The organism is Marinilabilia salmonicolor (assembly GCF_003003035.1).
Taxonomy (GTDB): Bacteria; Bacteroidota; Bacteroidia; order Bacteroidales; family Marinilabiliaceae; genus Marinilabilia; species Marinilabilia salmonicolor_A.
Genome location: NZ_PVTS01000015.1, coordinates 74,445 through 94,926, shown reverse-complemented (window position 1 = coordinate 94,926; position 20,482 = coordinate 74,445). Strand labels below are relative to the sequence as shown.

12 protein-coding genes are annotated in these 20,482 nt (G+C 43.8%); 10 read left to right on the top strand and 2 right to left on the bottom strand.

What is annotated here, in order from left to right; translation table 11 throughout:
• The first annotated feature begins 56 nt into the window (after positions 1–56).
• From BY457_RS14495 to BY457_RS14485, 3 genes are all read left to right on the top strand, one after another.
• Positions 57–1,616, top strand: a complete 1,560-nt coding sequence (locus BY457_RS14495) for a sulfatase family protein (RefSeq protein WP_181256492.1) — start codon at positions 57–59, stop codon at positions 1,614–1,616.
• 865 nt (positions 1,617–2,481) lie between these two features.
• Positions 2,482–3,432 carry a T9SS type A sorting domain-containing protein gene (locus BY457_RS14490; RefSeq protein ID WP_106154046.1) on the top strand — a complete coding sequence of 317 codons (951 nt, stop codon included), beginning with the start codon at positions 2,482–2,484 and terminating at the stop codon, positions 3,430–3,432.
• 163 nt (positions 3,433–3,595) lie between these two features.
• Positions 3,596–7,660: a chondroitinase family polysaccharide lyase gene (locus BY457_RS14485; RefSeq protein WP_181256491.1), complete on the top strand. Its 4,065-nt coding sequence runs from the start codon at positions 3,596–3,598 to the stop codon at positions 7,658–7,660.
• A 700-nt stretch (positions 7,661–8,360) separates the two neighbouring features.
• Here BY457_RS14485 and BY457_RS14480 read toward each other — a convergent pair.
• A complete protein-coding gene (locus tag BY457_RS14480) occupies positions 8,361–10,181 on the bottom strand; it encodes a surface glycan-binding family protein (protein WP_106154044.1) in 1,821 nt (606 codons plus the stop codon).
• Positions 10,182–10,805: 624 nt separating this feature from the next.
• Here BY457_RS14480 and metK point away from each other — a divergent pair.
• The 7 genes from metK to BY457_RS14440 all read left to right on the top strand — a co-directional run bounded on the left by metK (position 10,806) and on the right by BY457_RS14440 (position 19,825).
• On the top strand, positions 10,806–12,056 hold the full coding sequence (metK, locus tag BY457_RS14470; RefSeq protein ID WP_106154042.1) for a methionine adenosyltransferase: 1,251 nt from the start codon (positions 10,806–10,808) through the stop codon (positions 12,054–12,056).
• A 204-nt stretch (positions 12,057–12,260) separates the two neighbouring features.
• Entirely contained in the window at positions 12,261–13,535 is a 1,275-nt protein-coding gene (locus BY457_RS14465) for an ATP-binding protein (protein WP_106154041.1), read from the top strand.
• Between the two features lie 185 nt (positions 13,536–13,720).
• Positions 13,721–14,716 carry an NAD-dependent epimerase/dehydratase family protein gene (locus BY457_RS14460; RefSeq protein ID WP_106154040.1) on the top strand — a complete coding sequence of 332 codons (996 nt, stop codon included), beginning with the start codon at positions 13,721–13,723 and terminating at the stop codon, positions 14,714–14,716.
• Between the two features lie 10 nt (positions 14,717–14,726).
• Positions 14,727–15,836 carry a sugar transferase gene (locus BY457_RS14455; protein WP_106154039.1) on the top strand — a complete coding sequence of 370 codons (1,110 nt, stop codon included), beginning with the start codon at positions 14,727–14,729 and terminating at the stop codon, positions 15,834–15,836.
• Positions 15,837–15,843: 7 nt separating this feature from the next.
• The gene (locus BY457_RS14450; RefSeq protein WP_106154038.1) at positions 15,844–17,298 is read left to right on the top strand and encodes an oligosaccharide flippase family protein; all 1,455 of its coding nucleotides are present in this window, start codon (positions 15,844–15,846) and stop codon (positions 17,296–17,298) included.
• Positions 17,295–18,656 (top strand): O-antigen ligase family protein, encoded by a 1,362-nt coding sequence (locus tag BY457_RS14445; protein WP_106154037.1) that lies wholly within the window; start codon positions 17,295–17,297, stop codon positions 18,654–18,656. The genes BY457_RS14450 and BY457_RS14445 overlap by 4 nt, the downstream gene beginning before the upstream one ends.
• Before the next feature lie 242 nt (positions 18,657–18,898).
• The gene (locus BY457_RS14440; RefSeq protein ID WP_106154036.1) at positions 18,899–19,825 is read left to right on the top strand and encodes a glycosyltransferase; all 927 of its coding nucleotides are present in this window, start codon (positions 18,899–18,901) and stop codon (positions 19,823–19,825) included.
• Here the strand turns inward: BY457_RS14440 and BY457_RS14435 are convergent.
• Positions 19,822–20,187 carry a hypothetical protein gene (locus BY457_RS14435; RefSeq protein ID WP_106154035.1) on the bottom strand — a complete coding sequence of 122 codons (366 nt, stop codon included), beginning with the start codon at positions 20,185–20,187 and terminating at the stop codon, positions 19,822–19,824. The genes BY457_RS14440 and BY457_RS14435 overlap by 4 nt on opposite strands.
• Between the last annotated feature and the right edge of the window lie 295 nt (positions 20,188–20,482).

Below are 20,482 nucleotides of genomic sequence, written 5' to 3'. Positions count from 1 at the left end.
AACAGGGAAAGATGCCGGTCCTTCGGGGGTGGCATCTTTTTTTTAATTCAAATCATATGAGAATAAATAATCGTTTTGGCAGTTATTTCCTTGCCATGGAAGTCACTGCTGCTGTGGGATTACTGGGGTGTGGCTCCCCGGATGCTGATACTTCCGGAAAACCTGGAGCCCAACCAAATGTATTGTTGATTGTATCCGACGATCAGGGATATGCTGATTTTGGAGCTTTTGGTGGACGCCCGGATGTAAAAACTCCCAACCTTGACAACCTTGCCAACTCAGGTGTTCGTTTCTCCAATGCTTATGTGACCATGTCTATTTGCAGCCCTTCGCGGATGTCTATCCTTACCGGGCGACAGCAGCAGCGTTGGGGAGTGTACAATTATGGTGCATCGCTCCCGGATTCGGAAATCACCCTTGCTGAGCAGCTTAAAGAGCAGGGATATTCTACCGGAATGGTTGGGAAATCCCATTACGGCAGTTATGCCGGTCCAGAAGCTCCTGAGTTTCCCACCAATCACGGTTTTGATTACTTTTATGGTAAAGAAGGGGGTACCATGGATTACCTGCGACATAAAGCGGCAGACAGAGAGGATTTTACCACTAAAATGGCCAATCATCTCGGAATCGGGCCTTTCTGGGAGAATGAGCAACTAAAGGATACCACCGGTTATTCCACTGATATTATTCTTAATAAGTCTTTGGAGTTCATCAATAGGCATCAGCGTGATCCTTTTTTTCTAATGGTTTCATTCAATGCGGTACATTTATTTACTCATCAGATACCTGAAGAAGATTTGAAAAAAATGGGGGTGGAAAAAGTTCCCGACTGGGATCCGGAAACAGGTACCTGGGCCGAATATCTGGAGTGGTATGTGAATACAGTGAAACCAAACACTCCGGAAGGAAGAAAAAGATATCTGTATCATTTGCACAGAATGGATGATGCCATTGGAGCATTGCTTGGTAATCTTGAAGAGAAGGGGCTGCGTGAAAATACCATTGTTGTTTTTATTTCTGATAATGGCGGTAGCCCCCGTACTTATGCAATCAATGACCCATTGCGAGGCAATAAATACATTCTGGATGAAGGGGGTATTCGCGTACCTATGGTGGTCTCATGGCCTGAAAAAATTAAAGGAGGCCGTGTTTTTGATAAAATGGTAAGCGGAATGGATATCTTTCCCACTTTGCATGATGCACTTGGAATGGAAACGCCCCGGGACAGAGAAATTGACGGGGTCAGTTTATTGCCCGCAATTCAGGGTGAAGTAGCTGAAGCTCCTCATGAATGGCTCTTTTGGACCGGGTTTCACCCTACCGGTGAACCAAAAACTTATGATGACCCTGATGGAGCCCTGGCGCGTCACGATCGTACCTACAACGGTGATCTGAATGGCTGGGCAGTACGCTACGGAAACTGGAAATTACGGTTTTACGGGACTTCCGGGACTTATGGGTTGTATGATCTTTCGGCAGATATTGGTGAAAGCAACAACCTGGCAAAGAGGCCTCCGGAGTTGGTTGGAAGGATGATGAGCCGTTATTATCAATGGCATGAAAACATTAAAAAGAACCATGAGAAATATAAGGTTCCTTCCTCCAGTGAATTTTAATATAATCATTCGGGTTTTGTTTAGTCATTAAGCTTTAGTTTAAAATAGCGTTTATTTCACTAGAGATTGCTTCGGGCTTTGCCCTACCAATGACAGATTAGGTGCGGCGGATTCTTTGGCAAGCAAAGCAGCAAAGCTGAGCGCCGATCCGCCGTTTCGTCTTTAACGGCGGATCGGCTTCGGCTTTGCCGCTTTCCCAAGAAAGAATCCGCCGCACCTGCTTCACAAATATTCTTTCCTGGAGTTTTAATATTGAGCATCTCAGCTTGTTATATTCTCATTATGACTCAATTCTTTGAAGCATAATGTGTTAATGACATAACTGGCCCGTCCCCGAAGGGGGCAAATTTGAATTACCCCGGGTTAACGACCCGGGTTAAGCTGAACAAATGGGACCGGGTCCCCGAAAGGGGGCCAACTATTATTTTGCTGATTTATCGCTTATTACAAAAATCTGTCATTGGTAGGGTCTACCCCGAAGCAACCTCTAAAAATTTATACGCAACTATAAACTACAGCCTTAAAGTTTCGTAACACTTTGATAAATAATCAATTAAAAATTTGGGAACGAATGGAATCGCTTCGCTCTCGCATCATATTTTTAAAGATAATCTTGTGCCTCCGCTAAAGCTTCAGCGACAAGCGGTTTGTGATATTTATGCTTAAAAAATATCATGCTCGTTTCATTTGAAAATCCCTGCCATTGTTTCAATGAGCAGGGATTGCTCTGTTTCTGGGAAAAACTTTGTTATGAAAAATGTTTTTAGTGTACAATTTTGTACCTGTTTGTGAACGAATTTAAAACCTGTTTCACAGGACTATAGCATAGATTTGTTGAAGTTTCTAATTTTGAAAAATCTACGTTATGAAAAAATTTTTACTTACAGGAATGATAGCTTTTTTTGCTGTCGTATTTGCTTTCGGACAAGAGGCCCAGTTGCCTTTTTATCCGACATTTAGGTACGACAATTGGAACAATAATGGATATGTAGATCCTCCAAGGCCAAATGGATTTGTGAAGGTGGTTGTTGTTTCAGGTGCTGCTGATGGAAAGGTGATGAATCGTGTTGATATTACTGATTTGGCCTCATCACTTGATTATGCAATGGAAGCAGAACAGAGAGCCTTGACTAGTACCTCCGAAATTAATGGTGTTCATTATTCAACTGATGTTTATGCCATTACTAATCCTTTGATAATTCCAAACAACACAAATCAGGAGATTCAGGTTTCTTTTTGGAATCGATTTCGCTATTCTGCGGGAGATTATGTGGCAAACAGGCAGTTGTTGGTGACAAAGAATTTGGTCTTTGAGACGGATGGCACAACTCCAGATGCAGTAAATACTTCCTGGGTGAATATTACTCCCAACCTTGCAGCAGAAGATGCCGGTTGGATAAATGATTTGGTGGTTCTGCCTAGTGAATACCAAGGTCAAACTATTTATTTGGCGTTCCGCTATCAATATGATATAAACAATTCAGCTTATAGTTCGATTGAAGACCGCCCGGGAAAATGGGAAATTGCTGAACTCAAAGTCACCGAAGTTGCTGACGGAACCACTGTTCCAACCTCAATTTCAAGTGTTGAAAGACCGGTTGAGCAGTTACTTAGTCCAAATCCGGTTGCCCGGAAACTTCTTTTAGGCCACAACGTATCTTCCTGTAGTATCTATAATATGAGTGGCCACCAGGTGAAATGGGTGTCGGACCTATCTGCTGCAATTAATGTTTCTGATTTAGTGGATGGAATTTATATTGTGCGAATGGAAATGCAGGATGGCGCAACGAGAATCGGAAAGTTTTTAAAACAATAAAACGATAAATTTTGACTTGGGGTAGGGGTAAGGTGGCTCCTGTATCTTTTAGGGGGCCATCTTTTTCCTGATTTCTGGATTAAATTTCGGCAGAGCGTTGATTTCAAAAAGTGTGTCGGGTTTGACTTTTGACCGGCGATAAAAATCAATTAAACTTCGTATGATGAAGAAAAGTATTGTGATTATAATGTTCTTATGTGGCTTGTTTGTCAATGCACAAGATTATCTGGGACTGGAAGGGAGCATACCCGCCGGATGGTCGGCATCGGGATTGTCGGTTTCATCCGATCATTACAAAATGGGGCAGCAATCCATTCAGTGGGCATGGCAGCCACAGGGACAGTTGACCATTGAAAATCCTGCCGGGATGGAGCAAGCCTGCAGGACTTATAAAGGTGGAATGATTTTGTGGATTTACAATGAGAATCCCCAAAATGCAGATTTGTTGTTCGAATACCTGGATGACAACAATGCGGTTCAGTATTATTTCCCATATCACCTTGACTTTACAGGGTGGCGCGCCTGTTGGATTCGCTTTGATGAGGACATGTCTGGTTCCAAGAGCAATAAGAACCTTCGTACATTAAGGATTAAAGCTCCTGCAACTTCTACCGGAGGCACTCTTTTCTTTGACCGCATGAAATTTCCTTCCGTTCGCATCAACGACAGGGTAACACCCGATGCACAACTTCCATTTATTAATCCGGAGATGAATGCCAATCATTGGGCTGCTTTGTGGCACTGGCACAGCACTTATGAGTATGAACAAGCTCTTCCCGCAGCTGTTTCTCCTGAAGAACTTACAGTGCTTAGTGCTGTTCGTGATCGTATAACTATTGATGTGGAAGGCTCCCCAATCACTGCAACACGAGAGACGGAGATAAGGGCAGCGTTTGAGGCCCTTAACATTCAACGAATAGGTACTTCAATTACAGGACCTGCCCTTGTAGCCAGCGATGAATATGTGGCCGGCAATGGAGATAAGCGGCTGAAAGATGTGGAGTATCTTTTTTATGACATCGCCAAGGGTTGGTATCATAGTCAGCTTAACGGTTTTGATCAAATGTTTGTGGATATGCTGGACTGGTTCATTGATCAGGGTTTTGCAGTGGGTAGCGGTATGGGAACTAATCACCATTACGGGTACGATTACCGGAGTTACCCCAAAGCGGTATGGTTGATGCAGAATAAACTTCGGGAGTTGGGGCAATTTCAGAAAGCATTTGATTTAATACAATATTGGTCCGGAGTGCCTGAGATCCGGCAATTGCCGCAGGTGGACAATTATCAGGGGATTATGGATGCCTGGAATACCATTCTTTCGGGAAGACTTATGGCAGTGATGATGCGTGAGGATTCGCCCGAGTTGGTTCGTGACATGAATTCATTTACAAAATGGGTAAGTGCCACTTTGCAGCCGGGGCCGGGAACTATTGGAGGCATTAAGCCTGATGGGGCTGGTTTTCATCACGGTATGCTCTATGGCCCTTATGCCAATGGCGGATATGCGGGCCTGGGAACAACGTTGTTTTATCTGGGGAATTCTGTGTTTACACTTACGCAGGAAGGAATGGACAATTTAAAAAAGGGACTGAAAGTGCATGCCTGGTATGCCAATGAGGTGTCAATGGCCAGCAGTGTAAGCGGCCGTCATCCGCACAATCAGGTTCTGGGAACCGGGGCCATTAATGCATTTGGGTATTTTGCAAAAGCTGCATCTCCTTTTGATACGGAAATGGCTGCGGAGTTTATGAGGCTCACCCGATATCAGAATGATCTTTACAATGAGTTTTCTTCCATGGGGATTCAGGCTGCAGAGCCTCCTGTCGGTAATAAAACAGTGAATTATGGAGCCTTGAATCTTCATCGTCGCGACGATTGGCTGGTGGCAGTAAAAGGATTTAATAAAATTGTTACCGGAACTGAAATTTATACCGGAGACAACCGGTATGGCAGATATCAAAGTTACGGAACTGTCCAGATTCTCGGTACGGGAAATCCTGTGTCCGCAGTTTCCAGTGGTTATGAGTTGCCTGGATGGGACTGGAACCGCATGCCCGGTGCAACGACCATTCATTTGCCTTTCGATATACTGAACTACAGCGGCGGCAATATCAATGAGCGCTCCGATAAAGTGGAATTTGCGGGTGGTAATACTTTGGGTGACAATGGTATATTTGGAATGATTTTGGATGAAAACAACTACACCAATTATACGGATGATTTTGTAGCCCGGAAGTCCGTTTTTGCTTTTGACAACCGAATTGTCTGTCTTGGAAGCAATATAAATAATTCCAATACTCAATATTCCACCGAAACCACCTTGTTTCAGGCCTCGCTGGGTAGTACCGCTGAACCGTTGGTCATTGATGGAGAAGTGACCTACAGTTTCCCGATAGATCGAACTATTGATTCGGAAACCCCTGTTACAATCAGAGATAATAAAGGAAATGGTTATTATATTCCTCAGGGTAAATTTCGCATTTTGAAGCAGAATCAGGAGTCGCGTGACAATAAGACAAAAGCGGTGAATTATGGAAATTTTGCATCGGCTGTTATTGATCACGGGGTAGCTCCATCAGATGCCGGATATGAGTATGCCATTCTTGTGCAGAGTTCTGTTGACGAATTGGCTGCTTTTGGAAGTGATATGAGTAGTGAAGAAACTGCTTCTTATAAAGTATTGCGAAAAGACAATGTAGCTCATGTAGTGAAGGATGAAATAACGTCCACTACCGGTTTTGTTGTGTTTGAAGCAACCGATAGTGTTAGTGATGCATTGGTGTCAGCAGCCAACTATCCGGTGTTGGTAATGGCCAGGGAGAAAGACGGTGGAAAATATGATCTGAGTCTGGCAGATCCGGCCATTAATATGGAAGCTCCTACTACTTTGGTTCACACAGCCGAGGCAAAAGAACGAAAGGTTCAAATTGTATTGAACGGGCGTTTCTCTTTGTCGAATGCTGATGACCAAAAATGCCGGGTTGTGGAACAGTCTGACAATCTGACTACCCTGGAGTTTACGGTTATTCACGGACTCCCGGTGGAGGTGGAACTGGCAAAAGAAGCTCCTTTTCTGGCCGGACTTTTGATTGACGGCTCTCACCCCTCGGGATGGACCCCCGAAGCGTTTAATACAGAAATTACTATTCCTCAGAATCACACTCCGGTAGTTAAAGCAATCCCCGGTTTAGAGGGTTTTGCAGTGGATGTGGTGATGCCGGAGGCTTTTCCCGGAAACATTCAGGTGGCAGTAATTGATCAGGAAGGTACCCGTATAAATTATTATGTGGAAGTTTCTGTAGCCTCCTCATTTATAGAGGACTTTGAGAACTTTCAGGAAGATGGCTGGGTCAATACCTCTTTTGTTGGAAATAATGACCTCACCTGGTATGTCAATGCCAAAAGGGACAGTCATCTGAATTCCGGGAATTCAGTTTATTCTTTCACAACAACTGCTGGGGTCTGGTCGCAGCCTGTACCGGGGGGTATAAGTTCGCTCTCTTTTGAAGTGAAGGATTTGTGGGCAGAAGGAGTGGAACGTATTATTGAGGTTAAAATTAATGATGAGGTCATTGATCTTTTTAAGCATACAGGAACAGAAATTTATCAGGTTTCTTATGAGAATCTAAATATTCAGGGCGATGTGGTTATTTCCATTCGTAATGCATCTGCAGAGGATTGTGCCTTTGCCATTGACAATATTGAGTGGACCGGTTTTGCTCCGGACAGAAATGCGCTTTTGGCTGATATAGTACTGGAAGGTGCTACACTTAACGGTTTTGATCCTTTGGTTTTTTACTACGAAGTGGATGTAAAACCCGATTCGTCCGTTACAAAGGTTGTAGCTCCGGCGGAGTCGTTGACTTCAGATGTTCAGGTGACGATGCCTTCTGATTTTCCCGGTGAACTTTCAGTCCTGGTTACGGCTGAATCCGGGGCCTGGAACCGTTATGTAGTTTCTTTAAAACAATCAAACGCTATTGGTGATGTCTCTGGGGAATCAGCTGTGACAGTTTATCCGGTTCCTGCACATGATTTTATTTATCTCTCTTCTTCAGCGCGAATTAAATATGCTGAATTGTATGATCTTACAGGACAATTACTGAAATATTTTAATGAACCGGAGGCGCCAATGGCCGTATCTTCTCTTGTTCCGGGGCTTTATTTGCTAAAGGTGGTGCCCGAGATGGGGGAAGAATTAATGTTGAAGGTGGTTATAGGTTAGTTATCAGAGCATTGAGGTGCTGCTTTTTCGAAGGCATTCCGGGTGGCGTGGGTTGATTTTCTAAAGAATGAAAATCAGCCCACGCTATTTTTTAGACATAGGCAGAGTTTTGATTTAAAGTCATTTTTGCATCATAATTTTGGTTAAACCTTGAGTCACACACAACATCACCTTTAAGGTGCCCTTCAACTGATTTACCATCTGAAGCATTTTAGAAATTTGCTTAAATCAATCCTCCCGGCGTTGTCCCCAAAGTCCGAAGCACTAAAAAAGTTTCACGTTGAGCTTAGTCGAAACATCTGTCTTTTAAGCGAATAGATTCTTTGACAAGCTACCAATGATATGTTTTTACAACAAATTTAAAATCAAGGTTGTAATTATTGGCCCCCATTCGGGGACCTGATCCCATTCGTTCAGCCTTACTCCGGGTTATCGACCCGGAGTTATTCAAATTTGCCCCTTCCAGGGACGAGCCAATTCTGTCATTTACGCATTATTTTCCAAACTTTTTTTGGGGTAGGCGCTCAGAATGACATAATAATTGGACTTTTTGGACAGCCTCAGTTGTTACAATTTCCCTGGGGCGTTCGCCCAGGCTATTGCTTAAAGACCTTCGACCTTTTAAAAACGCAACAACATTATAAAACAAAAGAGGCTACCCTTACGAGCAGCCTCTTATTTGTTTTGCTAATGTTTGTTCTTATTGAAGACTCAATGCATTTACAGCAAATCTCCAGATAGAAGTTGTACGTGTACAGTTGGTATAATCTTCTTCTCCGGTATCAGTGATAGTTGGAATGGTTGTCTGGCGCAGAGCGATGGTAATTACTTCGCCATCGAAAGCGGAAAGATCAACAATTCGCTCCTGTGAGGAGGTGAAGTTGTGTATCGATTCAAACGGTACTTCAGTCCATGTGGCGGTGGTTACATCACCCATGTAATCCGTGGAAACAACCAGTGTCAGAGAGTTGTTGTCGTTGGTTCCGTAGCGTGAATAACCAGCCAGGTAAAGTTCTGCCATTGCATGGTTGGTCAGGTCAACGTATTCTGCAATCAGCCAGTCATCATTGTTTGTCCGATTGGGAACCATCGTGGCTCCTCTGGCACTTAAGCCATCCACATCCTGCACAGTCCAGTTGCCCCATCCGAACTCCCAACGGTTATTATCTGCCTGAACAGGGGTTCCTTCAAGAGACACTTGCTTCATATTACCCAGGCGGGTTTCTCCGGCTGCTGGTGAAAGTCCTTCCCAACCGTCAATAAATACCTGTTCTATTACAGCTGCCTTAACCTCAAGTGTTACAGCTCCTGTAAAGGTTACTGCATCTACTGTGTTGGTTGCAATAACATCAATGCTGTAGGTCCCGGCGGTAATACTGTGTCCGTCAGCAAGGGTAATAATACCGGTTTCTGGATCGATGGTCAGTGCTCCTAAGTCATCAGCCAAAGAATAAGTGATGGGAGTGGTGCCTTCGACTGTTGGTTGTGCTGAGGTAAATCCATACCCTTCAAATACCGAATAAGCGTCTGGGTTATACAATAAATTGGAGGCAGGGAGTTCTACCAGTTCAATAATGTCAAAAGTGATTGCTCCTTCAAAGAGCGTCTCGCCATGATTGTTGGCAGCGATTACATCCAGTGCATAACTTCCTGCAGCCAAAGTATGATCATTCATCAATGAGATGCGTCCGTTTCCATCGTCAATTGAGAAATTACCTGAATAGTTATCAGCAAGAGAGAAAACGATTGGGTTTTCTTCATTGTTGGTGCCTTCAATTCCGGGAATTCCACTTTGGGAAGGTTCTGTTTCAATACCATTAATCTGGTTGGGCTCGTAAATCAGGTTGTAGGGAGTTGTCTCCACCTGGATGGCTACTGCATTTTCGAAAGTTACCGTGCCTGCCTCATTCGTTACAGTAATGGTAAGTGAATAGCTTCCTGCGTCAAGTGTGCTTTCGGCAGGGAGTGAAATTGCGCCTGTTTCTGGGTTGATGGTAAATTCAGTGTCTCCTTCCAATGCAAATGTTGCAGGTTGAGTACCCCTGAAGGTAGGAATTTCTGTTGCATCTCCTGTTCCCCTGACCAATACAGGTGTTCCGGTTCCGTAAACAAGCTCTTCTGCCTTAGCGGGTAAAATCTTTACGCTGTAGGCATTCTCAAAAGTTTTGCTTCCGGCATTGTTTTCTACAGAAATGTTGAGAGAATAGACCCCTGCAATTAACGGGTTCCCGTCGGGTAAGGTAATAACACCGGTTGAGTCTGCAATTTCAAAAACACCATCAATAAATTCTCCTCCTTCGCTGGCACTGCCGCTTTCGATGGAAAAAATCGGGATGGATGTACTTTGTATGAGAGGGCGGGGAGTTTCCAGGGCTTTTCCCTGGAAGGCATTCCCGGTTTCGGCATACTTCAGCATAGAGGGAAGCAATGCTTCGCTACTGATTTCATCATCTTCACTGCATCCTGCAAAGAGAAGCGCAAAGATCATCATAAAAGAAAAAAGAAAATTAATTTTTTTCATACCTCTGTGTTCTTTAAGATTTGACTATTTAATTGCTGTTTTTATTATATGTCAGCGTTGATTTAATACTGATTCAAAATTAATAAAGACAGGTGGTGGCAATGGGGCAGAAAAATTCTGTTTTAGGTCAAAATAGTACAAAATTGTTTTCTGAAATTTTGCTGAAGTTGTGGTTGTACTTTTCGCAGTAAGTGTTGTGATTTTTTTAGCTGCAAAGAGAAATCGTAGTTCAGGTGTGTTGAATGAAAGGGATTCTTTAACCATTTGGGAGGGTAATATTGTACAGGGATTGTATTTTATTGTTCGAGGTCTTTTTTTAATGATTTGTTAATTAGCTTATTGGCTGAGTGCGTTTTTGTGGCAGCTTCCGCTAGTCTGATTCTTAATTCGTACTGCACTGTTTTTGTTTTAAAAAGAAAAACCCTCCACTTTTTTGAATAATTCTAAATAACCTCTATATTTGCAACATAAAAGTGGATGGATTTGCCTGCTTGCAACCACTATAAAACAATGCTAAAATGCGATTTTAGCTTGCCTTTTAGTTTTTCCATCCCTTCATATTTTAATTGTTGAATTGTGATTCCGGATCATCGAATGGTTCGAAATTACTGTAATTGTAATGTTATGGGATATTTATTTACCTCGGAATCTGTGTCGGAAGGACATCCTGACAAAGTAGCCGACCAGATTTCTGATGCAGTGCTGGATGAACTGCTGCGTCAGGACGCCAATTCAAAAGTTGCTTGTGAAACACTGGTTACTACCGGACTGGTAGTAGTAAGTGGGGAAGTAAGAACTTCCGGTTATGTGCCGGTTCAGAAAGTTGCACGTGATACCATCAAACGTATTGGTTATACAGAAGCCGATTACATGTTTGATTCTGGTTCATGTGGTGTTATTTCTGCATTGCACGAACAAAGTGATGACATCAATCGTGGTGTGGATCGTGACGGAGAGGACAACCAGGGAGCCGGTGACCAGGGAATGATGTTTGGTTATGCCTGTAAAGATACCGAAAACTTCATGCCGTTGCCGTTGTATCTGTCGCATGTGCTACTTCAGGAACTGGCCGATATTCGCCGCGAAGGTAAAGAGATGACTTATCTGCGTCCGGACTCCAAGTCGCAGGTGACCATTAAATACAATGATGACAATACCCCGGTGGATGTTGATACCATTGTTGTCTCTACTCAGCATGATCCCTTTGATGCCGATGATGCTGTGATGCAGAAAAAGATTGAGGATGATGTCAGAAATATTCTGATTCCCCGTGTAAAGGCTAAATTGAGAGAGGATATTCAAAAGCTTTTTAACGGATACAAATTGCACGTGAACCCCACCGGTCGTTTTGTGATAGGTGGTCCTCATGGTGACACCGGTCTTACCGGCCGTAAAATCATCGTAGATACTTACGGTGGAAAAGGTGCCCACGGAGGTGGTGCTTTCTCAGGAAAGGATTGTTCCAAAGTTGACCGGTCTGCTGCCTATGCAACCCGTCACATTGCCAAGAATATGGTAGCTGCCGGAGTTGCTGATGAAGTGCTGGTTCAGGTGGCTTATGCCATCGGTGTTGCCCAGCCGGTAGGTCTGTACGTCAATACCTATGGTTCGGCCAATGTGAAGTTGACTGATGGTGAAATTGCCGAAAAGATCAACGAATTATTCGATCTTCGTCCCGGAAAAATCATCAGTCGCCTGGAACTTAAGAACCCTATCTTTACGCCTACTGCAGCCTATGGACACATGGGACGTGATCCATATACCGACAAAGTGACTTTCCTCGAAAACGGTGAGGAAGTTGAGCGTGAAGTAGAGTTTTTCACCTGGGAGAAACTGGATTATGTGGATAAAATAAAAGAGGCTTTCGGCCTTTAAAAGAACCCTGATTTTTTCAGGCTGAAGCTCCGTTCGGATTGTCCGTTCGGAGCTTTTTTTATGTTTTTGGGATTGGTTGCGAACCTCTTAATCGTTCAATCTTCTCATTTAATACTTATCTGCAGTGTGTTTGCCAAAAAGATGTTGAAAAATAGGGGCAGGAGCCGTATTTTTTGAGCAGTTTAACCGAATCTCAATTTAGCTATGCCGGCTTCACCATATCCTTTTTTTCAATCACTTTCCCGGGAGATTGCCCAGATGCAATTCGATTACCGGAACCTGGTTCCGTTGGAGCCGGATGGAATCAAAGTGGCTGTTAAAGGTTTGCGTCAGCATTATGTGCCCGTGTTAACCGATGGTGCTTTTGCCAATCAGCTGGCCATTGTTCGCGGGCATGGCAAAGAAGGGCTTATGACCGTAGTTCTTGATTTTAATCCCCGGGCACTTGCTTTCTACTCACGCTATGCAGTTCCCGTGCTTTCGCCTGATTACAAAAGAGAACCCCGGAAGTTTTGGTCTTTTGTTTTTGATACGGGAAAAATAATCCGGTCTTGTGGAAAAACCCCGGTCCTTATTGTGGGAGATGCCGAATGGTTGCTGGACTCAATGATTGAATTTGGCCTGGATAAACTGAGTGAGGTTTTTGCTTTAAATCAGGATTATCTGCTTCAGCAGCGGCTAATGGACAAACTTGTTCAGTATCAACTGGCCCGTGAAGCCGGAGTGGATATGCCTGAGACCCATCAGGGAGAGGATGCTTTTGATATAGATGAATCCGGTTTGTCCTTTCCGCTGCTGGTGAAAGAGCAGCGTGGTAAAAAATTGTTTGCCAGAAAGGGCATTCAGGCGGTTGAGGTTTTTTCGCGACAGGAATTGGAAACTGTATTAAAAGGGGAGAAGGACATTCCGTTAATTGTTCAGCAAAAGGTCAGTGATGAGGGCGGTGAAAAGATGTTCAGCATCGGAGCATTTCGGGATAGGCAAACGGGGCATTCCATTGTATTTTCTTCCCGCCGCATCAGGGCAACCCGGACTTTTGGAAGTACTGCGCTGTCGGTGAGTGAGCCGTGTCCTGAAGGGGTTGCTGCAACGAAGAAATATCTTGATTACATGGATTACCATGGCAGTTGTGAGTTGGAGTTCATTTACGACAGTCGTCAGGAAAAATTGCTGTTGCTGGAGCTCAATCCACGACTGTATAAAACACAATCACTGGCAACTCATTGTGGGATCAACTTTAATCATTTTGCGCTCTTAGTCGCTATGGGGAAGGATCTTTCTGCACAACCGCAGCAAATATTTGGCCCACGTTGGTGGCTTGCCTGGGGCGATATTGCTGATGGCATCCGTAAAATGCAAACCGGAAAGTTGACCTTTCAGGAGTTTATGGAACCGCTCTCTTTTGATTTTGTGAATGGAGTGGATGAGCTGGATGATCCGCTTCCCGGGTTTGTGAATCTTTTTAACGCGAAATTTTAAAACTTAATAAAACGGATGAATTTTGGGAGTCATGGGGGTAGTTATTTGTATGCAAGGGTATTTGGGTTTTCTGTCTATGCTGCCAAATATGCCGGACTGTCTAACCTCCAACCTATAGCCTCTAACCTCTAACCTCTAGCCTCAACCCGTCTGTTGAATAACGATTGTTTAACCAATACCAATCTATGATACACATCAACCAAAAACTGACCGATAAAAAAATTCTTGTCATTGGAGGGGCCGGATTCATTGGCAGCTTTGTGGTGGAGGAACTGTTGAAATACCCGGTGGGCGAAGTGGTGATATACGATAATTTTGTTCGGGGGAAGCAGGAGAATATCGAGAAAAGTCTTCGGGATACACGTTGCAGGATTTTTGAATTTGGGGGTGACATTCGTGATACGGATATTCTTGACAAGGCTGTGGCGGGAATGGATTATGTGATTCATTTGGCGGCGATGTGGCTGTTGCACTGTCGTGATTTTCCGCGTACCGCATTTGAGGTGAATGTGGCGGGTACATTTAATGTGCTTGAAGCATGTGCGCGTCATGGGGTGAAGCGGTTGGTTTATTCTTCTTCGGCCTCGGTTTACGGAGATGCGGTGCAGGTTCCAATGGAGGAAGATCATCCTTTCAATAACAAAAACTTTTACGGAGCCACCAAAATCTCCGGAGAGGCCATGTGTCGGGCTTATTTTGATCGGTACGGGCTTAATTATGTGGGGTTGAGGTATATGAATGTATATGGGCCGAATCAGGACCAGCATGCGGTTTATTCCGGAGTGGTGCCCATCATGCTCAATAAGATTGCGCAACATGAACCTCCGATCATTAACGGGGATGGTTCTCAGGCTTATGATTTTGTGTATGTACGTGATGTGGCCCGGGCCAATGTTCTTGCGCTGGCTTCCGACGAGACGGATGAGTTTTTCAATGTTGGAACCGGAGTGCAGACTTCCGTTCGGGAATTGTGTGATACCATTCTGCGCCTGAAAGAATCGGATTTAAAGGTCGAGTACAAACCTTATTCCGAAGATGACAACCGTCGTTTGGTGAAAAATCGCATCGGGGATACTCGTAAAGCTTCCGATTTGCTTGGTTTTATGGCCGAATATACGTTGGAAGACGGTCTGGAGGCCTTAATTGAATGGCGAGTTGAAGAGGGAATTGACAAATCATAAAGAAGCAGGTATGTTCTACGTTTACAAAAATTCTGTGGTTTCAATTGCACCTGCATCCATGAAAGTCCATAAAAAGGAGGTGGATGTTCAGACCATTGTGGCTGAAAACTCCGGTGGATCTGTGTCACGTTTTATTTCCAGGTTTGGGAATCCTGCCTCTTTTGATTCATTGGTCGTTTCAACTTCACAGGCTTTTAACATTGCCGTTCAGCCAAGGCAAAACTATAGGTTTATTGTAAATCTTCAGAATCTTAATAGTGTCAACGGTCTATGCGGCTTTTTATGCGCAGTGAACCGGAAGCTTGAAGTGGATGGGTGTTTTGTTTGTTGCCTGGAGACAACCCGGCTTCGGCGTCATCGGATTTACAGAACCTCGCCTTCGATTCTTGGGCAGGTTCATTATTTTTTTGATTATCTGACAAAGAGAGTAATGCCCGGAATCAATGCGGCACGTTGGTTGCTTAACGCTTCGTCGTTGCGCAGGAATAAACCTGTTTCTTTTTACGAAATGTTGGGCCGGTTGGCCTATTGTGGCTTTGAGACGGAGGTCGATGAGGTAATACACGGACGCCATTATCTGGTGGTCCGCAAGGTGGCCGAACCGCCTGCTGAAGTGCGTGAAGATTATGGCTTCCTTCTGAAACTTAACAGAGTTGGAAAAGACGGAAAATCGATTCGTGTTTTTAAATTCCGTACAATGGTGGCCTTTAGTGAATATTTGCAGGAGCATATTTATAGGAGGAATCATCTCTGTAAAGGTGGGAAATTTAAGGACGACAGGCGCGTAACACTTCTGGGTGCATTTGTCCGCCGCTACTGGATTGATGAATTGCCTATGATCTACAATGTTTTAAGAGGGGATATGAAATTGGTAGGTGTGCGTCCCGTCAGCCCGCAATATCTGTCACTTTATGATTCTGAAGTGGTCAAAATCAGGACTTCTGTGAAGCCTGGTCTGATTCCGCCCTTTTATGCCGATATGCCGGAAACGCTTGAGGAGATTCAGGCCTCAGAAGTGCGATATGTTCGTCAATGGCACCGGGCACCGCTTCGTACCGATTTTATCTATTTTTTTAAAGCCCTTCGGAATATCCTTTTTCGGGGTGCCCGGAGTAAATGATTGTTTTATGGGCAGCAAAAAAGCTTTCATAAAAGACTCATTGGTTTATGGACTGGGAAATGGTCTTAAAAAGTTTATCGGCCTGCTCTTGTTGCCTTTTTACACGAGAGCTCTGAGTGTGGGGGAGTTTGGGATGCTTGAGACGCTTGGAACTGCAGCAGCGCTTATTGGTGGAGTGCTATCGGCAGGGCTGGAGTCTGCCAATGGGTTTTATTTTTTTAAGGCTGATGAGCATGAAAAAGGCAATGTGCTTTCCACTGCATTTTTTCTCCGGTTGCTCTCCTTTCCGGTGCTCATTCCTGTAATTTTCTTCCGCGAATCATTGTCCCGTCTGTTGTTTGATACTCCCGAACACGGTTTTCTGGTAGTATTGCTTTGCCTTCTGGTGCCGGTAAATCTGATGATGAGCGAGCAATCCCATCTTTTTCGGTATTTTCGTCAGCCCTGGCGTTACAACCTGATGACATTGGTGAAATCGCTGGCCAATATAGGATCGGGAATCACATTGGTTATTGTACTCAAATACGGAGTGGAAGGGGCCATGTGGGCTCGCGTAGGGAGTAGTCTGCTGGTGGTGGTTTTGGCATTCGGGGTGTTTAATTTCCGGAAATACACCTTTTGCTTTTCTTTAAGCTGGGCCCGGAAGCTGTTGAAATACGGGTTTCCTCTGATTTGGGCCGGACTGGCAGCCTGGATTTACAATAGCAGTGATCGTTTCTTTTTACTTTATTATCACGATTTGAATGAGGTTGGGTATTATTCCATCGGAGCCATCTTTTCTCAACCTGTTTTGCTTATTAATATGGCGGTTCAAATGAGTTTTGGTGTTCTTTTTTATCAATCCTATTATTCCGAAAAGAATGAACTCAAACCCCATACCAGAAAAATGGCGGTTGATATTTATGTGTTGTATCTGGCAGGAAGCGTTATTCTTGCCACCTTTTTGTCTCTCTTTTCCGACTCCTTGATTCCATTTGTGGCCACGCCTGATTATGCCGCGGGGTCCCGGGTTGTGCCGTTTCTGGTTTTTTCTTACATCGCCGCCCAGTCGTATCAGACCATGGGGCCGGGAATTTCCCTGGCCGAAAAGACCTGGCATTTTGCATGGATTACCGGGGTGACTGCTTTGCTGAATATAGTGCTGAATTTCTTGCTGGTTCCCCGTTGGGGATTTGTTGGGGCGGGATTGGCCACACTGATCTCTTTTGTGATTTACTGGCAGATAAAAGTGCAGGTGGCAGCTCGTTATTTCCCTCTTAAATACCCGTTTGCCCGCATATTGTTGCTGTTTTTTTCAGGACTGATCATATCCGTATTCGTAGTCTTTTGGCCTGAGGTTGTCGGTTTTATGGGGAGATTAATCTTACTTTTTGTTGTGATTGCACTGGCATTTTTGCTTAAATTGCTCAATCGGAGGGACCTCCTGGTTGTTTTTGAAAGATTAAAATCATCTCATAAATGAGTCTTTTTTTACTGGTATTGATGATGCTTGCTTTGGGAAGTGTCGGGTTTATTACAGCCCGGCGCTGGCCGGATTATTTCTTCTGGGCCGTTGTGGTACTTCTTTTTGATCCCACCGGGCATCTGACAGTTTTTTTTGGTAAGGAGGCGCTTGGCGGGTTTTATTATCGTGACTTTCTTTTTGTATTGGCATTCATCCCTTTTCTGGTTCCGGATGTGGATAAGAGAGGACTTCTTGCATTTAGGCCATTCCTGATTTTACTCGGAGTGCAGTTGCTTTTCTTCCTTTATCATGTTTTTGTTTTTGGATACTGGCAACCCGGAAGAGGATGGGAGTATGTGGTTCGATATGTGCTTGTGCGGGAGCGAATGACTGTTTTTGGTTTTTTGTTGATAATTCCTGTGTTTGTGATGGCCCGCAGAAATCTGTCGGTGTTGGTGAATGTTTTAGTCATCACCTCCGTGATTGTTTATTTGATGTACTTTGTGTCAGTGGTTTCAGGAGTGGAGCTGTTACCCTTGTGGCAGGCTGAGCGTTACAGAGGCACCGGTATCTTGCGTTATCTGATGTTTAGTTCAGGGCTTTCCGATATGTTGGTGCCGCTATCGTTTTTTGTTTTAGCCCGCAAGGTCGTCTATCGATATAGAAATTATCTTTTTATAGCAACTTTGTTGATGTTGCTGGCAGTAATGCTTTCGCTCACAAAAAGCAGTTATATAAATGTGGCAGGTCTGGCAGTGGCTTCACTCTTTTTGTATCATCGCTTTTACAGAACCTCTTTTCAGGGCGTGATGTCGGTCCTTTTAGTACCTGCTATGGGACTTTTATTGCTCATGTGGGCGGTATTCCCTGAATATCCCTCGCTTGTCTGGCGGCAGATTGCCGACTTGTGGCTGTTCATAACAGGCGATGCATACACCAGCGGAATCGTTGAGGGCCGTTTGGTCAATCAGTGGCCGGCCCACATGGCCATGATCAGTCAGCGACCATGGTTCGGCACCGGGGCCGGGTTTTCCGAATTTTTTTCGTTACGTTTTCATCCATCCGACTATGAGGTGACAGATCTTCCGGTAACCGGCCATTTGGCCATGTATGGCGCGGTAGGTCTGGGGATATACAGCTTGTTGTATTTTCAGATGTGGCGATATACCGTGGTTGCTTTCAGGGAGATAAAAAGGAAGATCTCAAAACTCAATGAACTTGACATAGCTCTCTTTTTTGTGGTGTTCGGCTGGATGGTAAAAACCTTTTTTTTCAAGCCCAACTATTTGTTCAATGAACTTACTACCGGAACGTTGCTGATAAACCTGTATGCAGGAATTCTTGCAGCGTTGATTTACCGGGTTCGTAAAGTATAGATATTGCCCGTCGATAAACTAAGCAAAATTTGTTTCTGGTCATGTGTTTGTCAAGAAAGTGCCAGTTACAAAGCCTGCCCCGATTTTTCTTCGGGGGCTTGCGACCGCGTGCCGCCTAAAGCTTTAGCGGTGGCGCAAGCCCTAAAATACGCAGTTTACTTGATTAAATGAGTAATTTTCGGGCAAGCGTAACGCAATAAATGGTACTTTATGGACAAACACTAGATAATATTGTTTCTGTTATGAAGCACCCAAAAATCATTATACAACTGGTATTCTACAACGATTCCGTGTTCTTGCCGGGACTAGCAAAATCCCTGAAGAAGCAGACGTTTACCGACTTTCATGTTTTGGCCATTGATAATGGAGCAGGGCAGGAGTCAGCAAAAATGTTTGGTGAGTTGTTTCCTGATGCAGAGCTGATACAGGGAGTTGGAAACATCGGATTTGGACGTGCGCATAATTTTTTGTTGAAGCGAACGCTCCAAATGAGAGCCCCCTATGTTTTAGTTCTCAATTCGGATGTGGAATTGCATAAGGATTTCCTTAAATATATGTATCTGCATATGTCGCGGTTGCCGGGAGTGGACGCTTGCGGCCCGCTAATTTATTATGGGAAAAAGAAAGAGCGTTCCGCGATTGTTCAGAACTACAGGTTGTTTATGAACTTTAAAACGGCAAAGAAGCATGCGCCAGACTCTGGAAAAAGAATCAAATCCGGAAAGCAGCTGCCTGTATCTGCCGATGTGGATTACCTTTCGGGGGTGGCCATGATGGTAAGGACCGAAATATTCAGTGACATACATTTGTTTAATGAACGGTTATTTCTCTATGGGGAAGAGCGTGACTTTTTTTATCGTTTTTCGCAACAAAACCGGCTTGCCATGGTCACCCGCAAAGCAGTGGTCTGGCATTTTCACGACTGGGATACCCGGAACCCCAAGAGTCTCTGTCGTGAATATTATTACCTGAAAAGAAATAAAGTGCTCTATTTTAAGGAATACCGCCTCAGGTTCGGATTGATACAATTCCTGTTAAGGGAAACCTTGAGTATTCCGGTTACGTTTATCCGGGCAATGCGAAAAAAAATTCCCGGCCTTTTTTATTATTATTGGCTGGGAATTCTGCATGGTTTAAAGAATAAAACCGGACAAACATTGGAATTTTAGAATTCCGGTTTTTTATCATCTCTGATTCTGTCGTTGATGAATCTTTTTACAAAGAAAATCAGGGAGATGAGGGATGCAGTCATCATAATAAGTACTCTCACAAGTGCCGGTGTGTCTCCTCGTTCAAGTGCTCCGGTTAGCGGGAATATCAGTCCGGCAAGAATCAGGAATGTGAGAACCATTACGGCATTGGAGATTCCTTTTCGATAGTTTTTTACTCCCTTGTTCAATACAAGGATAAAAGCTCCGAAGATAACGGGAATCAGTGCTGTCGGGGATGGAGATTCCGGCCACAAATGCGACCAGATGCCAAAAATCATTAGGATGATGCCATGTATAAGGCTGATGGTGTGTAGTTTCATAAGATATATGTTTTATGTGTTTTTTCTAATCTCAATAGTCCGTTAAACTTTTTCAAAGCTCTGGAGATTAAATCGTTAAGTTCAAATGAGTGTTTTTGATAAAATACAGAATGTCAATATCTTACGATTTTATCTAATCTCTAACTTCTAAAATCTAACGATCTATTGTAATCTCTAATCTCCAAAAATCTAACGATCTATTGAATATACATACTTTAAACGTATTTTCCTGTGTGGTGTTCAAAAGATAGCAATTTATAAAAAATGGTTGGATTAGTTTGTTAACTTTACTTTC